This is a genomic window from Pseudemcibacter sp. (assembly GCF_965661635.1).
In the GTDB taxonomy this organism is placed as follows: Bacteria; Pseudomonadota; Alphaproteobacteria; order Sphingomonadales; family Emcibacteraceae; genus Pseudemcibacter.
In genome coordinates, this window is sequence record NZ_CBFIEP010000135.1 from 49,628 (window position 1) to 65,545 (window position 15,918).

Here is a 15,918-nt window from a genome sequence, read left to right on the forward strand (position 1 = left end):
TTAAATCTGCTGAATATTAATCTCTTTAGATGCTGGTAATCTTGTAAGAGACGTTATACCCATTCATATATGTAAGGAGTAGAGGGAAAAATTCACCTACAGCCATGCAATAATTGCATAACTAAATAAGAGCTAACCATTCTTCTTCGGTCAGCGTTTTAATACCTAATTCGTTAGCTTTCTTAAGTTTTGATCCTGCACCAGGGCCAGCAACCAATATGTCGGTTTTCGTAGAAACAGAACCGGCCACTTTTGCACCAAGGTTTTCCGCAGACGCTTTTGCCTCTTGTCTGCTCATTTTTTCTAATTTTCCGGTAAATACTATAATTTTTCCCGCGATCTCTGAATTTCCTGTTTCAGGTGGTGTAAATGCTTCTACGGTTATTTGAGAAAGTAAATCGCGAATAACCACCATATTTTGTTCTTCATCGAAGAAATCAATGATGGCATCAGCAACTTTCTCTCCGATCCCATCGATGTCCAAAAATGATTGATATTCAGAACTTCCTTTATCTGTTGCTATCTCAATATTATTTAAAAAATTTTCAATCGTTAAATAATTGAGGCACATTAAACGCGCATTCTGCTGACCTAAATGTCTAATTCCTAATGAAAATAGAAAGCGGTCCATCGATATTACGCGCTTATCATTAATCGCATTCCAAAGATTTTGAACGGATAAATCACCCCAGCCCTCTCTATTCTTTAATGAAGTCACTGGCGATGCATTATCTTTTTCTTCAAGTCGAAAAATATCTGCAGGGCTTTCAATCATACCTTCATTGAAAAAGAACTCAATTTGCTTACTACCTAGTCCATCGATATCAAAAGCATTCCGTGAAACAAAATGACGTAAACGTTCAACCCGTTGAGCTGGACAGATTAAACCACCTGAACATCGCCAGACAACTTCATCGTCTTCACGAATTAAATGACTATTACAGGATGGACACACATCTGGAAATTCAACTGGTGTATTATGCTTTGATGATTTAACCACTGCAACAATCTGTGGAATAACATCACCAGCTCGCTGCACTAAGACTTCATCACCGATTTTAACGGCTAACCGCTCGATTTCATCCGCGTTATGAAGCGTAGCATTTGATACAACGACCCCACCAACGGTAATCGGCTCTAATCTTGCGACGGGTGTAATAGCCCCTGTTCGACCGACTTGATAATCAACTGCATTTAAAGTCGTTAATGCTTTTTCTGCGGGAAATTTATGTGCAATCGCCCAACGCGGTGCGCGCGCGACCATGCCGAGACGCTCCTGATAATCAAGACGATTAACTTTATAAACGACGCCATCAATATCATAATTCAGTTTTGATCTTTTCTCAGATATCAGCTCATAATGTGATATAATTTCTTCAACATCAGTATTCACAAAAACCATGTCATTTGTCGTAAAACCCCATTGCTGAAACTTTACTATAACATCACTTTGTTTGCTCCCTAATGGATCAGAATGCTCGCCCCAGCTATACGCAAAGAACTTAAGTGATCTAGATTTTGTAATTTTACTATCCAATTGACGCAAAGAACCTGCAGCCGCATTGCGGGGATTTGCAAAAGGCTGTTTACCCGCCGCAATTTGCTTTTTATTAAGGGCGTCAAAATCATCCTTGGCCATATAAACTTCACCGCGTACTTCAAGAACATCCGGCCAGTCACCGCCAGATAATTTTTCTGGAATTTGATCAATAGTTTTTAAATTATCCGTAATGTCTTCACCGGTTTTACCGTCCCCACGGGTTAAACCTTGAACAAAAATACCATTTTCATATCTCAATGAAGCTGATAATCCATCAATTTTCGGCTCAGCCAATAACTCCACTTTACTATCATCGTTTAAATTCAAGAACCTTTTAACTCGCCCGTGAAAATCATGGACATCAGCAGCATTAAATGCGTTATCCAAAGATAACATAGGACGTTTATGATCTACTTTTTTAAAACCGCTATTTGGTAAAGCACCTACTTTTTTGCTTGGGCTATCTGGACGAATAAGCAACGGAAACTTCTTTTCAATAAGATTATTTCTATTGCGTAATAAATCATATTCTGCGTCTGTGATTTCAGGGTTATCTTTAGCATGATATAGTTTATCATGATGTGATATTTCTTTTGCAAGCCTAGCGAGCTCTTGCTCTGCTTGTCGACTATCAAGGTCATCAATATCAATTTCACTGAAATCATTCATAAAACTATCCGTTCATCAGGAGCAATTTAAAAGATTATCTGCGGCGGCTCTCGCCTCTTCAGTCACTTCTGCACCTGCAAGCATTCTTGCAATTTCTTCTCTTCGTTTATCTTTACTTAATGATGTTACACCTGTTACAACACTACCGTCAGCATCTGAAGTCATTTTATTTATATACCAATGACTGTTTCCGCGTGCCGCCACTTGTGGGGAATGAGTGATAACCATGATCTGGGCATTTTTCGCAAGCTCTGATAACCGACCACCAACTGCATTGGCAACCGCACCACCTACCCCTTGGTCAATTTCATCAAATATTAAAGTAGCAACACTGGTTTTTCTCGCAAGAACAACTTTTAATGCTAAAATAAATCTTGATAGTTCTCCACCTGAAGCAATTTTAATAAGACCACCAAAGGGGGCACCAGGATTAGTAGATACCCTGAAATCTATTCTTTCACCACCATTAGCATTCCAGTTTTCTTTTTCTAGTGGTTCGATAAAAGTTTTAAAACGCGCCTTATCCATTTTTAACGAAGGCAATTCAAGATTAACATTTTTATCAAGTAAGTCAGCCGCTTTTTTTCTTTCCTTCGTTAATAAGACGACATTTTTCTCAAACTTTTCTTCTGCGATTTTAACTTCACTTTTAAGGCGACTTACTTCTTCATCGCCATATTCAATAGTACTTAACTTTTGCTCAAATTCACTTTTTAAGTCAACGAGGTTATCAACTTGGCAATTATGTTTTCTGGAGGCCGCTCTTAATGAAAAAAGCCTCTCTTCTGTATTCTCCAAATCATAAGGATTAAATTCGAGATTTCTTATAGTGTCTTCCAGTTCTGCAATTGCATCAGTCGTCTCATTGGCTGCCCGCTCAAGACTTTCCGAAACCTTTTCTAATAATCCCGGTGCTTGTGCGGCCATTCTTTCCATTTTTCGAATTGTTGCTCTAAGTACTGTATCCACGCCTTTATCACTGAGAAGTTTATCCAATAAATCACCTAAACCTTCAGAAAGAGTTTCTCCTTGCATCATTCGGCTGCGCTCTTTCGCCAACTCTTCTTCTTCGCCTAACCTTGGATTTAAAGCATTCAATTCATCAAGGTTATGGCGAATATATTCTTCGTCTTGTTTCGCGCGATCTAATTTATCTTGTTCATTAATCAGTAATTCTTTTAATTGAATTAAAGTTTCATAGCTCTTTGAAACCTTTTTTTTAATTCCACTATAATCACCAAAATCATCCAATAAATCTCTATGACCAGTAGGATTAAGAAGTCCCCTTTCATCATGTTGACCATGGATCTCAACTAACGCCTCTCCAATTAACCTGAGCAAGGTAAGGCTAACAGATTGATCATTTATAAATGCTCTACTGCGCCCATCTTTTAAAACTATTCTTCTTAAAATGACTTGGCCATTCTCAAAATCTATTGCTTGTTCACTAAGTAAAGCCCAAACCTTATGTTTATCAGATAATGAAAATTCTGCGGTTACTGACCCTTGGTCTTTACCATGGCGAATTAATTCTTTACCACCCCGAAACCCTATTGCCAGTCCAATACTGGATAATAAAATTGATTTCCCTGCCCCAGTTTCACCACTTAAAACACTAAGACCGTCTTCAAATTCCATTCGAAGGCGGTCTATAAGTACGATATCTTTAATCGCAAGTGAAACGAGCATAAATAAATATACCTCTTAGTTAGCCTGCCGTTGGATTAAATCAGTAGCAAACTCATTCCATTCACTCTCAGGAAAATTCAAAGCAAGAACCTCAGCTGATTTCTTTGCTTCTGTAGATATTCCGAGAGCTAAATAGGCTTCGGTAATTCTTAAAAGAGCTTCTGGCGTATGACTTGTCGTTTGATACTCTTTTATAACATTATTAAATCTACCAATAGCAGCAAAAAACTCGCCATTTTGTTGATAATAACGTCCGATCTCCATTTCTTTACCAGCAAGATGGTCGCGAGCTAGTTCGATTTTTACTCGTGCGTCTTTGGCATAATCTGATTCTGGAGAAAGTCTAATCACATCATTAAAAGCGTTTAATGCTTGTTCAGTATTATTTTGATCGCGTCGTACATCTGCAATTTGCTCATACAAGCTCAAACCTATCATATAACGCGCGTAAACTGCGTTTTTATTGCCCGGATGTAATGCAAGATATCTCTGAGCCGCTAAAATAGCATCTTCGTAACTATTGGCCATATAATATGAGTAAGTAGACATAAGTTGCGCTCGTCTCGCCCAGATAGAATAAGGGTGTTGTCGCTCTACTTCATCATAAGCGATTGCTGCAAAAAACCATTGCCCACGATCACTATATTTTTGTGCTTCAATATAAAGCTGCTCTACTGGCAAATCTCTATAAGCGAGCTTTTCTCCACCACATCCACTTAAGGAGACAAATAAGAGTAATGTAAAAATTACTTTTTGTACCGGTGTTATCAAAGACATAATTTTCATAGTTAGTCCATTTTCAGATTCAAGAATAGATTAATACCGCACATATATAACATGCTTCAAGATAAAACCACCACTGCTATTATTAAAAAATTATGCTATTTACTCAGAAAAATAACACTAGACTTGATTATTTGCATAAAATATACATGTGTTATATAGTAACAAATTCGAATCTAATATAGTAGGATCAAATGAAAGTTTTAAATAAAACAATAGTAACAATCACCTTCTTGATGACTTTGCTATTCGGAAATTCCATATATGCTAAAGACTTAAAGGTGGTCACAAGTATTAAGCCATTACATTCATTGGCCGCTCGTGTCATGGGTGAACATGGTGAACTAGAGCTACTCGTTAACGGCGGTGTGACCCCGCATATATTTCGAATGAAACCCTCTGATTTTAAAAAAGTTGTAAATGCGGATGTACTTTTTTATATTTCACCAAGGTTTGAAACTTTCTTAAAAACTACGTCTCTCGTGGATAGACCATCTTTAAATACAATAGCTTTTGCAGATCAAGAAGGAATAAAATTATATCCTTACCGTGATAGTAAAGTCTGGTTTGCTGAAGAAGGTGAAGATCATCATGGACATGATCACAGCGCAATGGACCTTCATATATGGCTAGACCCAAGCAATACAAGACGCATAGTGACCATAATTGAAGAAACATTGTCCGAATTAGATCCAATGAATAGCAATAGCTATGGACGTAATGCTAAGCTACTTATTAAAGAATTATATGAACAAGAAGAGTTAATCCGTGAGTTATTAAGACCTCTTCGTGACAGTGCGATGATCGTTTATCATGATGCCTTTCAATATTACGAAAGGGCCTATTCCTTAAGAAGTATGGGAGCCATTGAGCTTAGTCCTGATAAACCGCCTAGTGTGAAACATATTTCTGCATTAAAGAAAATTGCTGAAGAGCGCAATGTGACTTGCGTATTAGCGATCCCCGGCACTCATCCAAAAATTGCAATGACCGTAATGGGGGATACAAAAGCAGGGTACGGCGTTGTTGATCATCTAGGACAATATTTAGAGGCCGGCCCACAAAGTTATATGCAGCTTATGTTTGAAATCACGCAAAGAATTGTAGATTGTCAGGAAAAAGAAGAAGCCCTTATGTTTGGTGCAAATTAAGCGGCAGAGCTGTTGTATATTTAACCTGTCTTAAAGTGAAAAATGACGTTGATTCCGATATCAATGGATGATTAAGCAGATGCCCTGCTAAAAACTTTTCGAAAACTTCAACATTTGGCACAACAACAGTTAATGCATAATCATGTTGTCCCAATATAGCGTAACATTCTGTTACTTCTGGACGTTGTTCTATAAAATTTTCAAACTCTGTTCTAGTATCTTCTCCATGACGGCTGAGACGAACATGAATAATCGCAGATACATTAAGGTTGCTTTTCTTTTGATCAAGCAAAGCTACTGTCCCTTTGATGACCCCAACATCTTCTAAATTTTTTATACGCCGCCAAACCGATGTGGCAGAAACGCCCGTAATTTCAGCAATATCCTGATTTGTCAGCGTGGCATCCTTTTGAATGAGGTTAAGTATTTTTATATCCGCCTCATCAAGTGAAATTTCCATTTTGTATTTATCCTTTATATGAAATATTAATTCATTTTTTGCAAAAAAAACTATAAATTAAAAACAAAATTTCATCAATAATGGTTTATATTTTCTTTAAATGAATATTTTTAATAGTAAAGGAAAATGAATTGGCCGACTTATTTGAAAACCCAATGGGTGTTGATGGATTTGAATTTGTTGAATATGCCTCACCTGAGCCAGAGAAGCTGCGTGAGCTATTTAAACAACTTGGCTTTAGAACGATTGCCAGGCATCGTTCTAAAAATGTAACACTTCATAAAGCAGGTGGCGTCAACTTTTTGATCAATGCTGAACCAAATAGCTTTGCTCAGCGTTACGCTTTTGCACATGGCCCAAGTATTTGCGCAATGGCTTTCCGCGTTAGAAATTCTAAAGAAGCATATGATCATGCCATTGCTCAGGGCGCAAACCCTGTTGCACAAGAAGTCGCGCCAATGGAACTATATATTCCAGCTATTGAAGGTATCGGTGGTAGTCGTCTTTACCTTGTAGACAGATACGGTGAAAATTCAATTTACGACGTAGACTTTATCCCTTGTAAAGAAGACAACGTTGAAGAAATCGCCGACACAGGGTTTGAATTTATCGACCATTTAACGCATAATGTATATACGGGACGCATGAGTTACTGGGCAGATTTTTATGAAAGAATTTTCAATTTTAAGGAGTTGAAATTTTTTGATATTGATGGTCAAAAAACAGGCCTTACTAGTAAAGCAATGACGAGCCCGTGTGGCAAAATTCATATTCCATTAAACGAGTCTAAAGATAACTCTTCACAAATCGTTGAATATTTGAACGAATATCGCGGTGAAGGTATTCAGCATATCGCACTATACACAAATAATATTTATGATACTGTCGATATCTTAAAGGCGCGCCAAGTGCCCCTTCAAGATACAATTGATACATATTATGACCTTATTAATGATCGCATTGATGAACATGCAGAAGATGTTGAAGAATTAAGAAAACGCCGCATCCTTATTGACGGCGGAAAAGAAGATGGCGTGTTGCTTCAAATCTTCACAGATACAGTAATTGGTCCTATATTCTTCGAAATCATCCAACGCAAAGGAAATAATGGTTTTGGTGAAGGAAACTTTAAAGCATTATTTGAATCGATTGAACTCGATCAAATGAGACGTGGTGTTATTTAAACCGCTTCTAAAATTTCCATTAAAAAAGGCGGCTTATATAAGCCGCCTTTTTATTTTAGACATAATTATCCTACTTTAATTCGCTTGGCGTCTTAAAAAAGCAGGGATTTCCAAATGATCTTCCGATGGAACCTCTTGAACTACAGGATCCTTTGAAACCTCTGACGCAACTATTTCGGGCTTCACCTCTTCGTTTGTCTTGGAAGGTTCTTTTTCTGCTTTAACTTCTTCAGAATTGTCAGTAACTGAACCATTACCAAAATCAAGCATATCACCTTGCTTCATTCTAGGCTCATTTTTAATAACCGGTTCTTTTTGAACTGCAGCTTCTTTCTTATTACCTAATAAGTTCTGGAAAAGACCTAGCTTCTGACGCGGTTTTTCACGTGGCTCACTATTGGCAAGATCCGCTTCATTATAAGGATCAGCAATTATTTCCGGCTCAACCATTCTCTCTTCAATGGATGGTTCCGACATAACTGGCTCAGGTGCGATAAAAGGTGCGTCTCGGTCTTCAGCAACATTTTCCTCAACCTGAGGCTCTTCCATAGATTGGCGCGCTTCAGAAATATCCTGACGCATACGTTCAACTAGCTCTTCTGCTTCTGGCTCTTGTGATATTTCATCGACAAGATCCAATGGCTCTTCCGAAACAATATCTTCCTCAACAATTGCTTCTTGTTCATCAGCTTCTTGAGATTCAATAACCGGGCTGACTTCTGGAGCTTTGTCGCGGCTATAGGTCTTTTGGGGCATTTCTGCCTTTGGCATTGAACTGGCTTCAATACCTGTTGCCACAACTGATACGCGCATCTTACCATCAAGACTTGAATCAAGCGCAGAACCAACCAAAATATTTGCTTCTGGATCGACTTCACCACGAATTCGGTTTGCGGCTTCATCAACTTCAAATAGCGTAAGATCCATACCACCCGTAATATTGATTAATACACCTTGTGCACCCTTCATTGAAACTTCATCTAGTAATGGATTTGAGATAGCAGCTTCCGCCGCTTCTAATGCACGATTTTCACCTTCGGCCTCACCCGTACCCATCATCGCTTTACCCATTTCACTCATCACCGTACTCACATCCGCAAAATCAAGATTAACGAGGCCTGGGAGCATCATTAAATCTGTTACGCCGCGCACACCTGAATGAAGCACTTCATCTGCCATTGCAAAAGCATCAGCAAATGTTGTTCTTTCATTGGCAATACGAAATAAATTTTGGTTAGGGATAATAATCAAAGTATCAACATGTTTGGATAATTCAGAAATTCCTTCTTCAGCCAAACTCATGCGGCGACCACCCTCAAACTGGAAAGGTTTAGTCACAACGCCAACAGTCAATATTCCTTTTTCACGGGCTTTTTGCGCAATCATCGGCGCTGCGCCTGTACCGGTACCACCGCCCATTCCAGCAGTGATAAAAGCCATGTGGCACCCTTCAAGATGCTCTTCGATAGCATCCATGGTTTCTTCAGCGGCGGCGCGTCCAACTTCAGGACGAGCCCCAGCTCCCAAACCTTGGGTCAATTCCGCACCCAACTGTATTTTTTGCTCCGCTAACGAAAGACTCAAAGCTTGAGCATCCGTATTCGCACAAACAAAATCTACGCCCTTAAGCGCAGCATTCACCATGTTGTTTACAGCATTCCCACCAGCACCGCCAACACCAAATACTGTAATCTTTGGTGTAAGTTCCGTTAATTCTGGCGATGTAAATTCTATCGTCATCTTATTCTCCCAGGATTTTATTGTTAAATCAGGATTCATTCTTCTTTAACAAACAGTTAACCGTACTCTATATTAAGTGATTCGCGCTGTCTTTAAAAAAATGAACCCGAGTCGTTTTTTAATACTTCCGATTCGTTTTATAGCTCTTTTTGCTCTTAATACGAGTCATTTACAATCTATGGTTTAAAACTTTTTAGAAGTTCTCCTTAATCCAGTTACTCAATGTTTCAAAAATACCATTTCCACTTTTTACGTCTTCTTTAAAATGTAATTCTTCCGGTTTCAATGTGGCGTATAACAACAAACCAGCACCAGTTGCAAAACCACCCCCCGCTGTCGTATCGGCAAGGCCATCTACATTTAACGGCCTACCTATTCTGATACTGCAATTAAAAACTTTTTTCGCTAACTCTTCAACACCAGCCATTTGACTAGCACCACCGGTAATAATCAATCTTCTGCCCGCAGTATTCTCTAATCCTGCTTCTTTTATTTTCTCTCGAACGATTTCAAAAATTTCTTCAACTCGCGGTTCAATAATCGAAGTCAGCATTCTTCTTGGAATTGTTGTGACATTTTCTTTACCATTATCACCAATTTGCGTGACATCTATTTGGTTTCTCACCGTTGACATACTTGCAATACAATTTCCGAACAATGTTTTTAATCTTTCAGCGGCTTGAACGGGAGTTGATAATCCTTGTGCAATATCTTTGGTTACGTGATACCCACCAAATGGAACCATATCGCCATAAATAAATTCATTATCTTTAAAGGCAGCTATTGTTGTGACGCCACCTCCCATATCAATACATATGCTTCCTAATTCCATTTCATCCGCTACAAGTGTCGATAAACCTGAAGCATATGGAGAAAATACAATTCCGCTCATATTCAAATGACAATTATTAATACATGCTTGTAAATTTCTAAGAGGGCTGATTGCTGCCGTTGTTACATGCATTTCAACACCGAGTTTTTCACCAAACATACCATTTGGGTTTCGCACCCCACCAACACCATCGATGCTAAAACTAGTTGGACGAGAATGAATGACAAATCTTTCTTGATCATTCAAGTGATGACGGCCCATGTCCAATACACGTTCTATGTCTACGTCACTAATTTCATGGCCCGCGACAGAAACTTCTACGGATAGATGTGTTGATTTTGGCTCACCCGCCGAAAGGTTGACAGTCACATTTTGAATAGGTGCGCCACCAGCCATTTTCTCGGCGGCATCGACAGCTGTACGGATCGCGCTTTCTGTTTCTTCCATATCAACTACTGTGCCAAGGTTTAAACCACGCGATTCACGGTGACCTATTCCAATTACACGCGGTCGGTTTGTTTCTTGATCAATTTCCGCTATGAAGCAGCAAATTTTACTGCTTCCAATATCTAAAATTGCAATGGTCTGATCAGCCATATTAGATCTCTTCTCCTTTACCACTGGTTTTAGCTATCAGACGTCGTCTTGCCGCTTCTTCCGGTGTTAGCCTTACAACTGTTTTATCTTTTATTCGAAAATCAACCGCTAAAATATTTCTTGCTAATAATTTTTCATCCCTTTCAAATTCAATTAAATTTTGCCAAGCTTCGTTCATATCTTCTTCAGGTAACATGATTTTTATACCGTTCTTAAGAATTAAATCCCAACGGCGCCCCCCAATCCAACTTGCAGTTTCAACTCGGTTAAACAAATCAATATTTTGTGATACGGCATTTAATAATCTTTCAAGTGCCTGATCCGCTCCTATACCACTTATCATCGGTAAATCAGCAAAGGCCTCTAAACCAAGGTCCGTAATTCTGACGCCCTCATCTGATAGAACCCATAATTTATTATCAAGTTGCCATAATGCTGCGGGCCGATGTTCTTCGACGCTTATTAGAACACCATCTGGTAATCTTCTGCTGATAGTCGCAACTTTAATCCAGGTGAGTTGCTCAACTTGATCTTTTATGGCGTTAATATTGGTTGCGAGTAAAGGTTCACCAATAGTGACACCAGACGCTTCATAAATTACTTCTTTTGGCGTTTGAAAGGCGCCTTCAATGATAATCTGATCAACGGTAATTCCCGCATCAACAAGACTATCTTCCACCTTATTTTCTGCACTATTAATCCAAGTTGTAATCTGGCCACTACGCCAAAGATAAAGTGACAAAATGACGACTAAGCACACCGCCGTTACGGATAACCCCCTTAAAACCGAATTTAATAACCGACGTCGTTTTAAATTTTTTGCTTCTTGCTCACCTCGACGACCCGATGGTTTATTATATTTCACATCATCTCTTACCGCTCGCATGATGCATCCTCCATCATCCTATGAACCAATTCGGAGAAACTGATCCCCATGTGTAAAACCTGCTCTGGTAAAAGTGACAAAGGTGTCATACCGGGTTGGGTATTGGTTTCTAATATATAAATATCTTCACCGTCCATTCTAAAATCAGAACGGCTCACACCTCTACATCCCAATATTTCATGGGCTTTTTCGGCCATATCTTTTAGGTTTTCTTCCTGTGAAGGCGTTAAATCAGCAGGCAATATATGATCCGTCATGCCGTCTTGATATTTTGCTTTATAATCATAAAACCCTGCTTTTGGTTTTAATTCGGTAACACAAAGTGCTTTATCACCTAATACTGAAACTGTTAATTCACGCCCCGGTATATATTTTTCGACCATTAAATTTTCCGTATCATGCCACGGACCATCCATGTCTTGGTTGAATTCATCGCCATCTGTGACGATAACAACACCTACGCTCGATCCATCATTATAAGGTTTAACGACAAATGGCCTCGGCATAGGTTCTTTTGAAAATAAATCATTCGTTTTCACAACCATATCTGGCGCGCAAGGAATCCCAATAGATTGAAACAGTTTTTTAGAAAGAATTTTATCCATTGCCAATGCGGATGACTTTACCCCGGAATGGGTATAGGGAATTTTTAATGTCTCAAGCACGCCTTGCGCGCAGCCATCTTCGCCCCAAGTGCCATGTAATCCATTAAACACGGCTTGCGGGGATAATTTTTTCAATACTTCATAAATATCTGGTTGCACATCTATTTCTGTGACTTCATATCCTGCGTCTCTCAAACCTTTTGCAATGGCATCACCGCTGACTAGTGACACTTCCCTCTCACTAGACCAGCCGCCTTTTAAAACACAAACATGTTTAAATTTATTCATGCTTCGCGCCCTATTCTCTTAATTTCCCATTCAAGCAAAACACCCGTCTTTTCTTGAACTCTTTTGCGCACTTTTTCACCAAGTGTTTCAATATCTTTTGCTGTCGCATTTCCTTCATTAATCAAGAAATTGCAATGCTTCTCTGAAACTTTTGCGCCGCCGATATTAAGTCCACGACACCCTGCTTCATCAACCAATTTCCACGCGGATTTTTCTTTTGGATTTTTAAAAGTACTGCCGCCTGTTCTTGTTCGAAGCGGTTGGCTTTCTTCACGCGCATCGCCAATTTCATTCATTTTTCTTTGAATGTCTTCAAAATTTCCCGGGCTACCTTTTAATGTTGCCTCAAGAAAAATATAATCATTTGGTACCGAAATATGTCGATATCCAAAGCCCATATCTTGATGTGTTAAAATATGAACATCACCTTGCCTGTCCATTACTCGGGCACTAACAAAAACATCTTCTATTTCTGATCCATATGCTCCAGCGTTCATCTTTAACGCACCGCCAATTGTGCCCGGCACACCTCTAAGAAATTCAAATCCCGTAAGTTCCGCATTCAGCGCTTTTTTAGCGACTGATATATCAGGTGCACCTGACCCTACAGTGATAAAATTATCTTCTACATTTATCTTCGAAAACTTCTTTCCAAATCTAATAACGGCGCCCTTAACACCACCATCACGTATCAACAAGTTTGAGCCCACACCCAATGGCAAAATTTCAACATCATTCGGAAGGGCTTTTAAAAAACAAGCCAAATCCTGCTCATCCTCTGGCGTAAATAGGATATCGGCATTGCCGCCCGTCTTAAACCATGTATATTTTGATATTGGTGTGTCATAATCCAATTTACCGCGTACGAGTGCAGCAAAATTAGTTTTTAGATCATGATCCTGATAGGCCACCATCATCCCCTAATCCTTTTTAGAGCATTCGGCAAATCGTAAGCCCACTGCGAAACACTACCTGCACCAAGAAAGATAACCAAATCACCCTCTACGGCTACCTCAGAAACAACTCCCGCAATATCTTCTGGTCCATTAATTTTTAGAACGTCCCGATGGCCAAAACTTTGAAGTCCATTTATAAGCGCTTCTTGATCTGCCCCCTTAATCGGCGTTTCTCCTGCTTCAAACACTGGCGAAACGATAACCGTATCAGCATCGTTAAAGCAGGCACAAAATTCATCAAACAAGCTTTCAAGTCTCGTATATCGATGCGGTTGCATAATTGCGATAACTTTACCGTTATAAGCTTCACGCGCCGCGCTTAACACGGATGCAATTTCAACGGGGTGATGCGCATAATCATCAACAATCGTTATTTCATCCACTTTATCGACCGATGTAAAACGTCGCTTAACACCGGAAAACTTAGAAAACGTACTTCGTATCACCTCATTCGCAATACCAAGTTCATGAGATACCGCAATAGCCGCAAGTGCATTTAGAACATTATGACGCCCAGGCATTGGCATCTCAATTTTATCAAATGTTGTTATCGTATCATCATGTCGATTGGTAATTTCAACATCAAACACAGCTGAACCTTCGCTGAAAGAAACATTCTTGCCGCGCACTTTTGCTTGTGGGCTAAACCCATAAGTGACAATGCGACGATCAATAATTTTTCCAATTAAAGTTTGAACTTCAGGATGATCAATACACATTGCCGCAAAACCATAAAACGGTACATTTTCAATAAATGTTTTAAAGGCTGCTTTTGCATTTTCGAAATCACCATAAAAATCTAAGTGCTCAGGATCAATATTTGTCACTACAGCAACGGTAGAAGGAATTTTGATAAATGTTCCATCGCTTTCATCCGCTTCCACAACCATCCAATCGCCATCACCAAGCCGTGCATTGGTTCCGTAAGCATTAATGATACCGCCATTAATAACAGTTGGATCATAATTTGCCTCATCAAGCACTGCAGAAACCATAGTCGTCGTGGTCGTTTTACCATGGGTACCAGCAACAGATATACACCATTTAAGTCGCATTAATTCTGCAAGCATTTCTGAACGCCTGATAAGCGGCATTTTATTTGCACGCGCCGCTATCACCTCTGGGTTATCAGGTTGAATTGCCGTTGAAATAACAATACCCCAAGCCCCTTCAAGGTTTTCTTCACGCTGCCCCACGAAAACCTTAATACCGAGATCTCTTAATCTTTTAACATTTGCATTTTCGGATATATCGCTGCCTTGGATTTTATAGCCGAAATTATGCATAACCTCGGCAATTCCACTCATGCCAATCCCGCCAATACCGACGAAATGTAAAATACCGATATTAGTTGGGTGTCCAATTTTATTTGATCCTGTTTGCGTAGTCATTTTTGCGCTGACAATCCTTCATCTTCTGTTTTTTGTTCTATATTATTGGTATTTATGGCCTCTAAATTCCCTTTCACAAGGGCTAAGCGCTCAACGATATCGGCAAGGTCTTTTGTTGCATAAGGTTTACCAATTTTACGAGATTCTTCCGCGGCCAACCAAACCTCGTTGGGATGTCTCGCCATGCGCTGAAGTGTTTTTGCCAATTCCTTTGCATTAAATTGATTGTTTTGATAAAGCCAAGCACCACCATTGGCCACTAACTCACGCGCGTTCGCGGTTTGATGATCATCTGTAGCATGCGGATAAGGAACTAATATTGCGGGACGTCCAGCCGTTGTTAATTCCGCAATTGTTGAGGCACCCGCACGGCCAATGACCAAATGTGACCAACGCATACAATTAGGCAAATCATCAATAAAAGTTGTGAGTTCAACTGCTATCTTGGTATCAGCATAAAGCTCTCTTACGGCTTCAATATCTTCTTCTCTACATTGTTGCGTGACTTGAAGTCTACGCTGAGAAGCTCGCGGTAATGTAGAGATAGCTTGTGGAACAACTTCGCTGAATATTTTTGCACCTTGACTACCGCCTATTACCAAAATTCGAAATATACGATCATCCCCAAGTGTCGGGTAATAAAGATCACCAATATCCACAACTTCTTTACGCACTGGATTACCTGTTACAGCAACAAAATTATATTTATCCCAGTTTGCTTTTTGAGTATCTTCAAATGACAGCGCAACTGCGTCAACGGATTTGGCCATCATGCGATTCACTTTCCCCAAGACGGCATTTTGTTCATGAAGACAAGTGGGTATTTTAAGTGACCTAGCCGCCCGAATTGTTGGAAAGGATGGATATCCTCCAAACCCAATTACAGTTCCAGGATTTAACATTTTTAAGAGCGATTTTGCCTCAAATATACTAACAATAATTTTTGGAATGGCCGCTATTTTTCCAAGCAATCCTTTGCCAGCAAATGTCGCACCATTAACTTCATAAATCTTAACACCTTCAAACAATTTTCGATATTTAAGCCCACGTTTATCCGTAATCAACGTTACTTTATGTCCGCGTTCAACTAGTTCTTCGGAAAGGGCAAGCGCAGGAAACATATGACCACCCGTCCCGCCTGCCGCTA

13 protein-coding genes are annotated in these 15,918 nt (G+C 39.5%); 2 read left to right on the top strand and 11 right to left on the bottom strand.

The annotated features are described in order from the left end of the window. Positions 1-121: 121 nt before the first annotated feature. From ligA to ACTF6W_RS08930, 3 genes are read right to left on the bottom strand one after another with little or no spacing between them, the layout of a single operon-like run. Positions 122-2,209 (bottom strand): NAD-dependent DNA ligase LigA, encoded by a 2,088-nt coding sequence (gene ligA / locus ACTF6W_RS08920; RefSeq protein WP_438994192.1) that lies wholly within the window; start codon positions 2,207-2,209, stop codon positions 122-124. A gap of 15 nt (positions 2,210-2,224) precedes the next feature. Beyond that, on the bottom strand, positions 2,225-3,898 hold the full coding sequence (recN, locus tag ACTF6W_RS08925; protein WP_438994193.1) for a DNA repair protein RecN: 1,674 nt from the start codon (positions 3,896-3,898) through the stop codon (positions 2,225-2,227). 15 nt (positions 3,899-3,913) lie between these two features. Continuing rightward, a complete protein-coding gene (locus tag ACTF6W_RS08930) occupies positions 3,914-4,684 on the bottom strand; it encodes an outer membrane protein assembly factor BamD (protein ID WP_438994194.1) in 771 nt (256 codons plus the stop codon). A 191-nt stretch (positions 4,685-4,875) separates the two neighbouring features. On the opposite strand from ACTF6W_RS08930, the gene ACTF6W_RS08935 reads away from it, so the two are divergent. Beyond that, entirely contained in the window at positions 4,876-5,832 is a 957-nt protein-coding gene (locus ACTF6W_RS08935) for a zinc ABC transporter substrate-binding protein (RefSeq protein ID WP_438994195.1), read from the top strand. Here the strand turns inward: ACTF6W_RS08935 and ACTF6W_RS08940 are convergent. Beyond that, a complete protein-coding gene (locus ACTF6W_RS08940) occupies positions 5,813-6,292 on the bottom strand; it encodes an Lrp/AsnC family transcriptional regulator (RefSeq protein WP_438994196.1) in 480 nt (159 codons plus the stop codon). The two genes, ACTF6W_RS08935 and ACTF6W_RS08940, sit on opposite strands and share 20 nt — an antisense overlap. A gap of 155 nt (positions 6,293-6,447) precedes the next feature. On the opposite strand from ACTF6W_RS08940, the gene hppD reads away from it, so the two are divergent. Further along, positions 6,448-7,476: a 4-hydroxyphenylpyruvate dioxygenase gene (gene hppD, locus ACTF6W_RS08945; protein WP_438994204.1), complete on the top strand. Its 1,029-nt coding sequence runs from the start codon at positions 6,448-6,450 to the stop codon at positions 7,474-7,476. A gap of 75 nt (positions 7,477-7,551) precedes the next feature. Here the strand turns inward: hppD and ftsZ are convergent, their stop codons facing one another. From ftsZ to murG, 7 genes are all read right to left on the bottom strand, one after another. Beyond that, complete coding sequence (gene ftsZ / locus ACTF6W_RS08950) at positions 7,552-9,216, bottom strand: cell division protein FtsZ (protein WP_438994197.1); 1,665 nt, start codon at positions 9,214-9,216, stop codon at positions 7,552-7,554. Positions 9,217-9,409: 193 nt separating this feature from the next. Continuing rightward, the gene (gene ftsA / locus ACTF6W_RS08955; protein ID WP_438994198.1) at positions 9,410-10,645 is read right to left on the bottom strand and encodes a cell division protein FtsA; all 1,236 of its coding nucleotides are present in this window, start codon (positions 10,643-10,645) and stop codon (positions 9,410-9,412) included. A 1-nt stretch (position 10,646) separates the two neighbouring features. Further along, positions 10,647-11,531, bottom strand: a complete 885-nt coding sequence (locus ACTF6W_RS08960; protein ID WP_438994199.1) for a cell division protein FtsQ/DivIB — start codon at positions 11,529-11,531, stop codon at positions 10,647-10,649. Next, positions 11,519-12,424, bottom strand: coding sequence for a D-alanine--D-alanine ligase (locus ACTF6W_RS08965; protein WP_438994200.1), 906 nt, complete (start codon positions 12,422-12,424; stop codon positions 11,519-11,521). Before ACTF6W_RS08965 ends, ACTF6W_RS08960 begins: the two co-directional genes overlap by 13 nt. Next, positions 12,421-13,341, bottom strand: coding sequence for a UDP-N-acetylmuramate dehydrogenase (murB, locus tag ACTF6W_RS08970; protein ID WP_438994201.1), 921 nt, complete (start codon positions 13,339-13,341; stop codon positions 12,421-12,423). Before murB ends, ACTF6W_RS08965 begins: the two co-directional genes overlap by 4 nt. Then, on the bottom strand, positions 13,338-14,771 hold the full coding sequence (gene murC, locus ACTF6W_RS08975) for a UDP-N-acetylmuramate--L-alanine ligase (protein ID WP_438994202.1): 1,434 nt from the start codon (positions 14,769-14,771) through the stop codon (positions 13,338-13,340). Before murC ends, murB begins: the two co-directional genes overlap by 4 nt. After that, the coding region (gene murG / locus ACTF6W_RS08980) for an undecaprenyldiphospho-muramoylpentapeptide beta-N-acetylglucosaminyltransferase (RefSeq protein WP_438994203.1) at positions 14,768-15,918 on the bottom strand (1,151 nt) is incomplete at its 5' end. The genes murG and murC, both read right to left, overlap by 4 nt.

Excerpts from the sequence above, each read along its gene's own strand:
- ligA (WP_438994192.1), bottom strand. The coding sequence starts at position 2,209 with ATGAATGATTTCAGTGAAATTGATATTGATGACCTTGATAGTCGACAA.
- recN (WP_438994193.1), bottom strand. The coding sequence starts at position 3,898 with ATGCTCGTTTCACTTGCGATTAAAGATATCGTACTTATAGACCGCCTT.
- ACTF6W_RS08930 (WP_438994194.1), bottom strand. The coding sequence starts at position 4,684 with ATGAAAATTATGTCTTTGATAACACCGGTACAAAAAGTAATTTTTACA.
- ACTF6W_RS08935 (WP_438994195.1), top strand. The coding sequence starts at position 4,876 with ATGAAAGTTTTAAATAAAACAATAGTAACAATCACCTTCTTGATGACT.
- ACTF6W_RS08940 (WP_438994196.1), bottom strand. The coding sequence starts at position 6,292 with ATGGAAATTTCACTTGATGAGGCGGATATAAAAATACTTAACCTCATT.
- hppD (WP_438994204.1), top strand. The coding sequence starts at position 6,448 with ATGGGTGTTGATGGATTTGAATTTGTTGAATATGCCTCACCTGAGCCA.
- ftsZ (WP_438994197.1), bottom strand. The coding sequence starts at position 9,216 with ATGACGATAGAATTTACATCGCCAGAATTAACGGAACTTACACCAAAG.
- ftsA (WP_438994198.1), bottom strand. The coding sequence starts at position 10,645 with ATGGCTGATCAGACCATTGCAATTTTAGATATTGGAAGCAGTAAAATT.
- ACTF6W_RS08960 (WP_438994199.1), bottom strand. The coding sequence starts at position 11,531 with ATGCGAGCGGTAAGAGATGATGTGAAATATAATAAACCATCGGGTCGT.
- ACTF6W_RS08965 (WP_438994200.1), bottom strand. The coding sequence starts at position 12,424 with ATGAATAAATTTAAACATGTTTGTGTTTTAAAAGGCGGCTGGTCTAGT.
- murB (WP_438994201.1), bottom strand. The coding sequence starts at position 13,341 with ATGATGGTGGCCTATCAGGATCATGATCTAAAAACTAATTTTGCTGCA.
- murC (WP_438994202.1), bottom strand. The coding sequence starts at position 14,771 with ATGACTACGCAAACAGGATCAAATAAAATTGGACACCCAACTAATATC.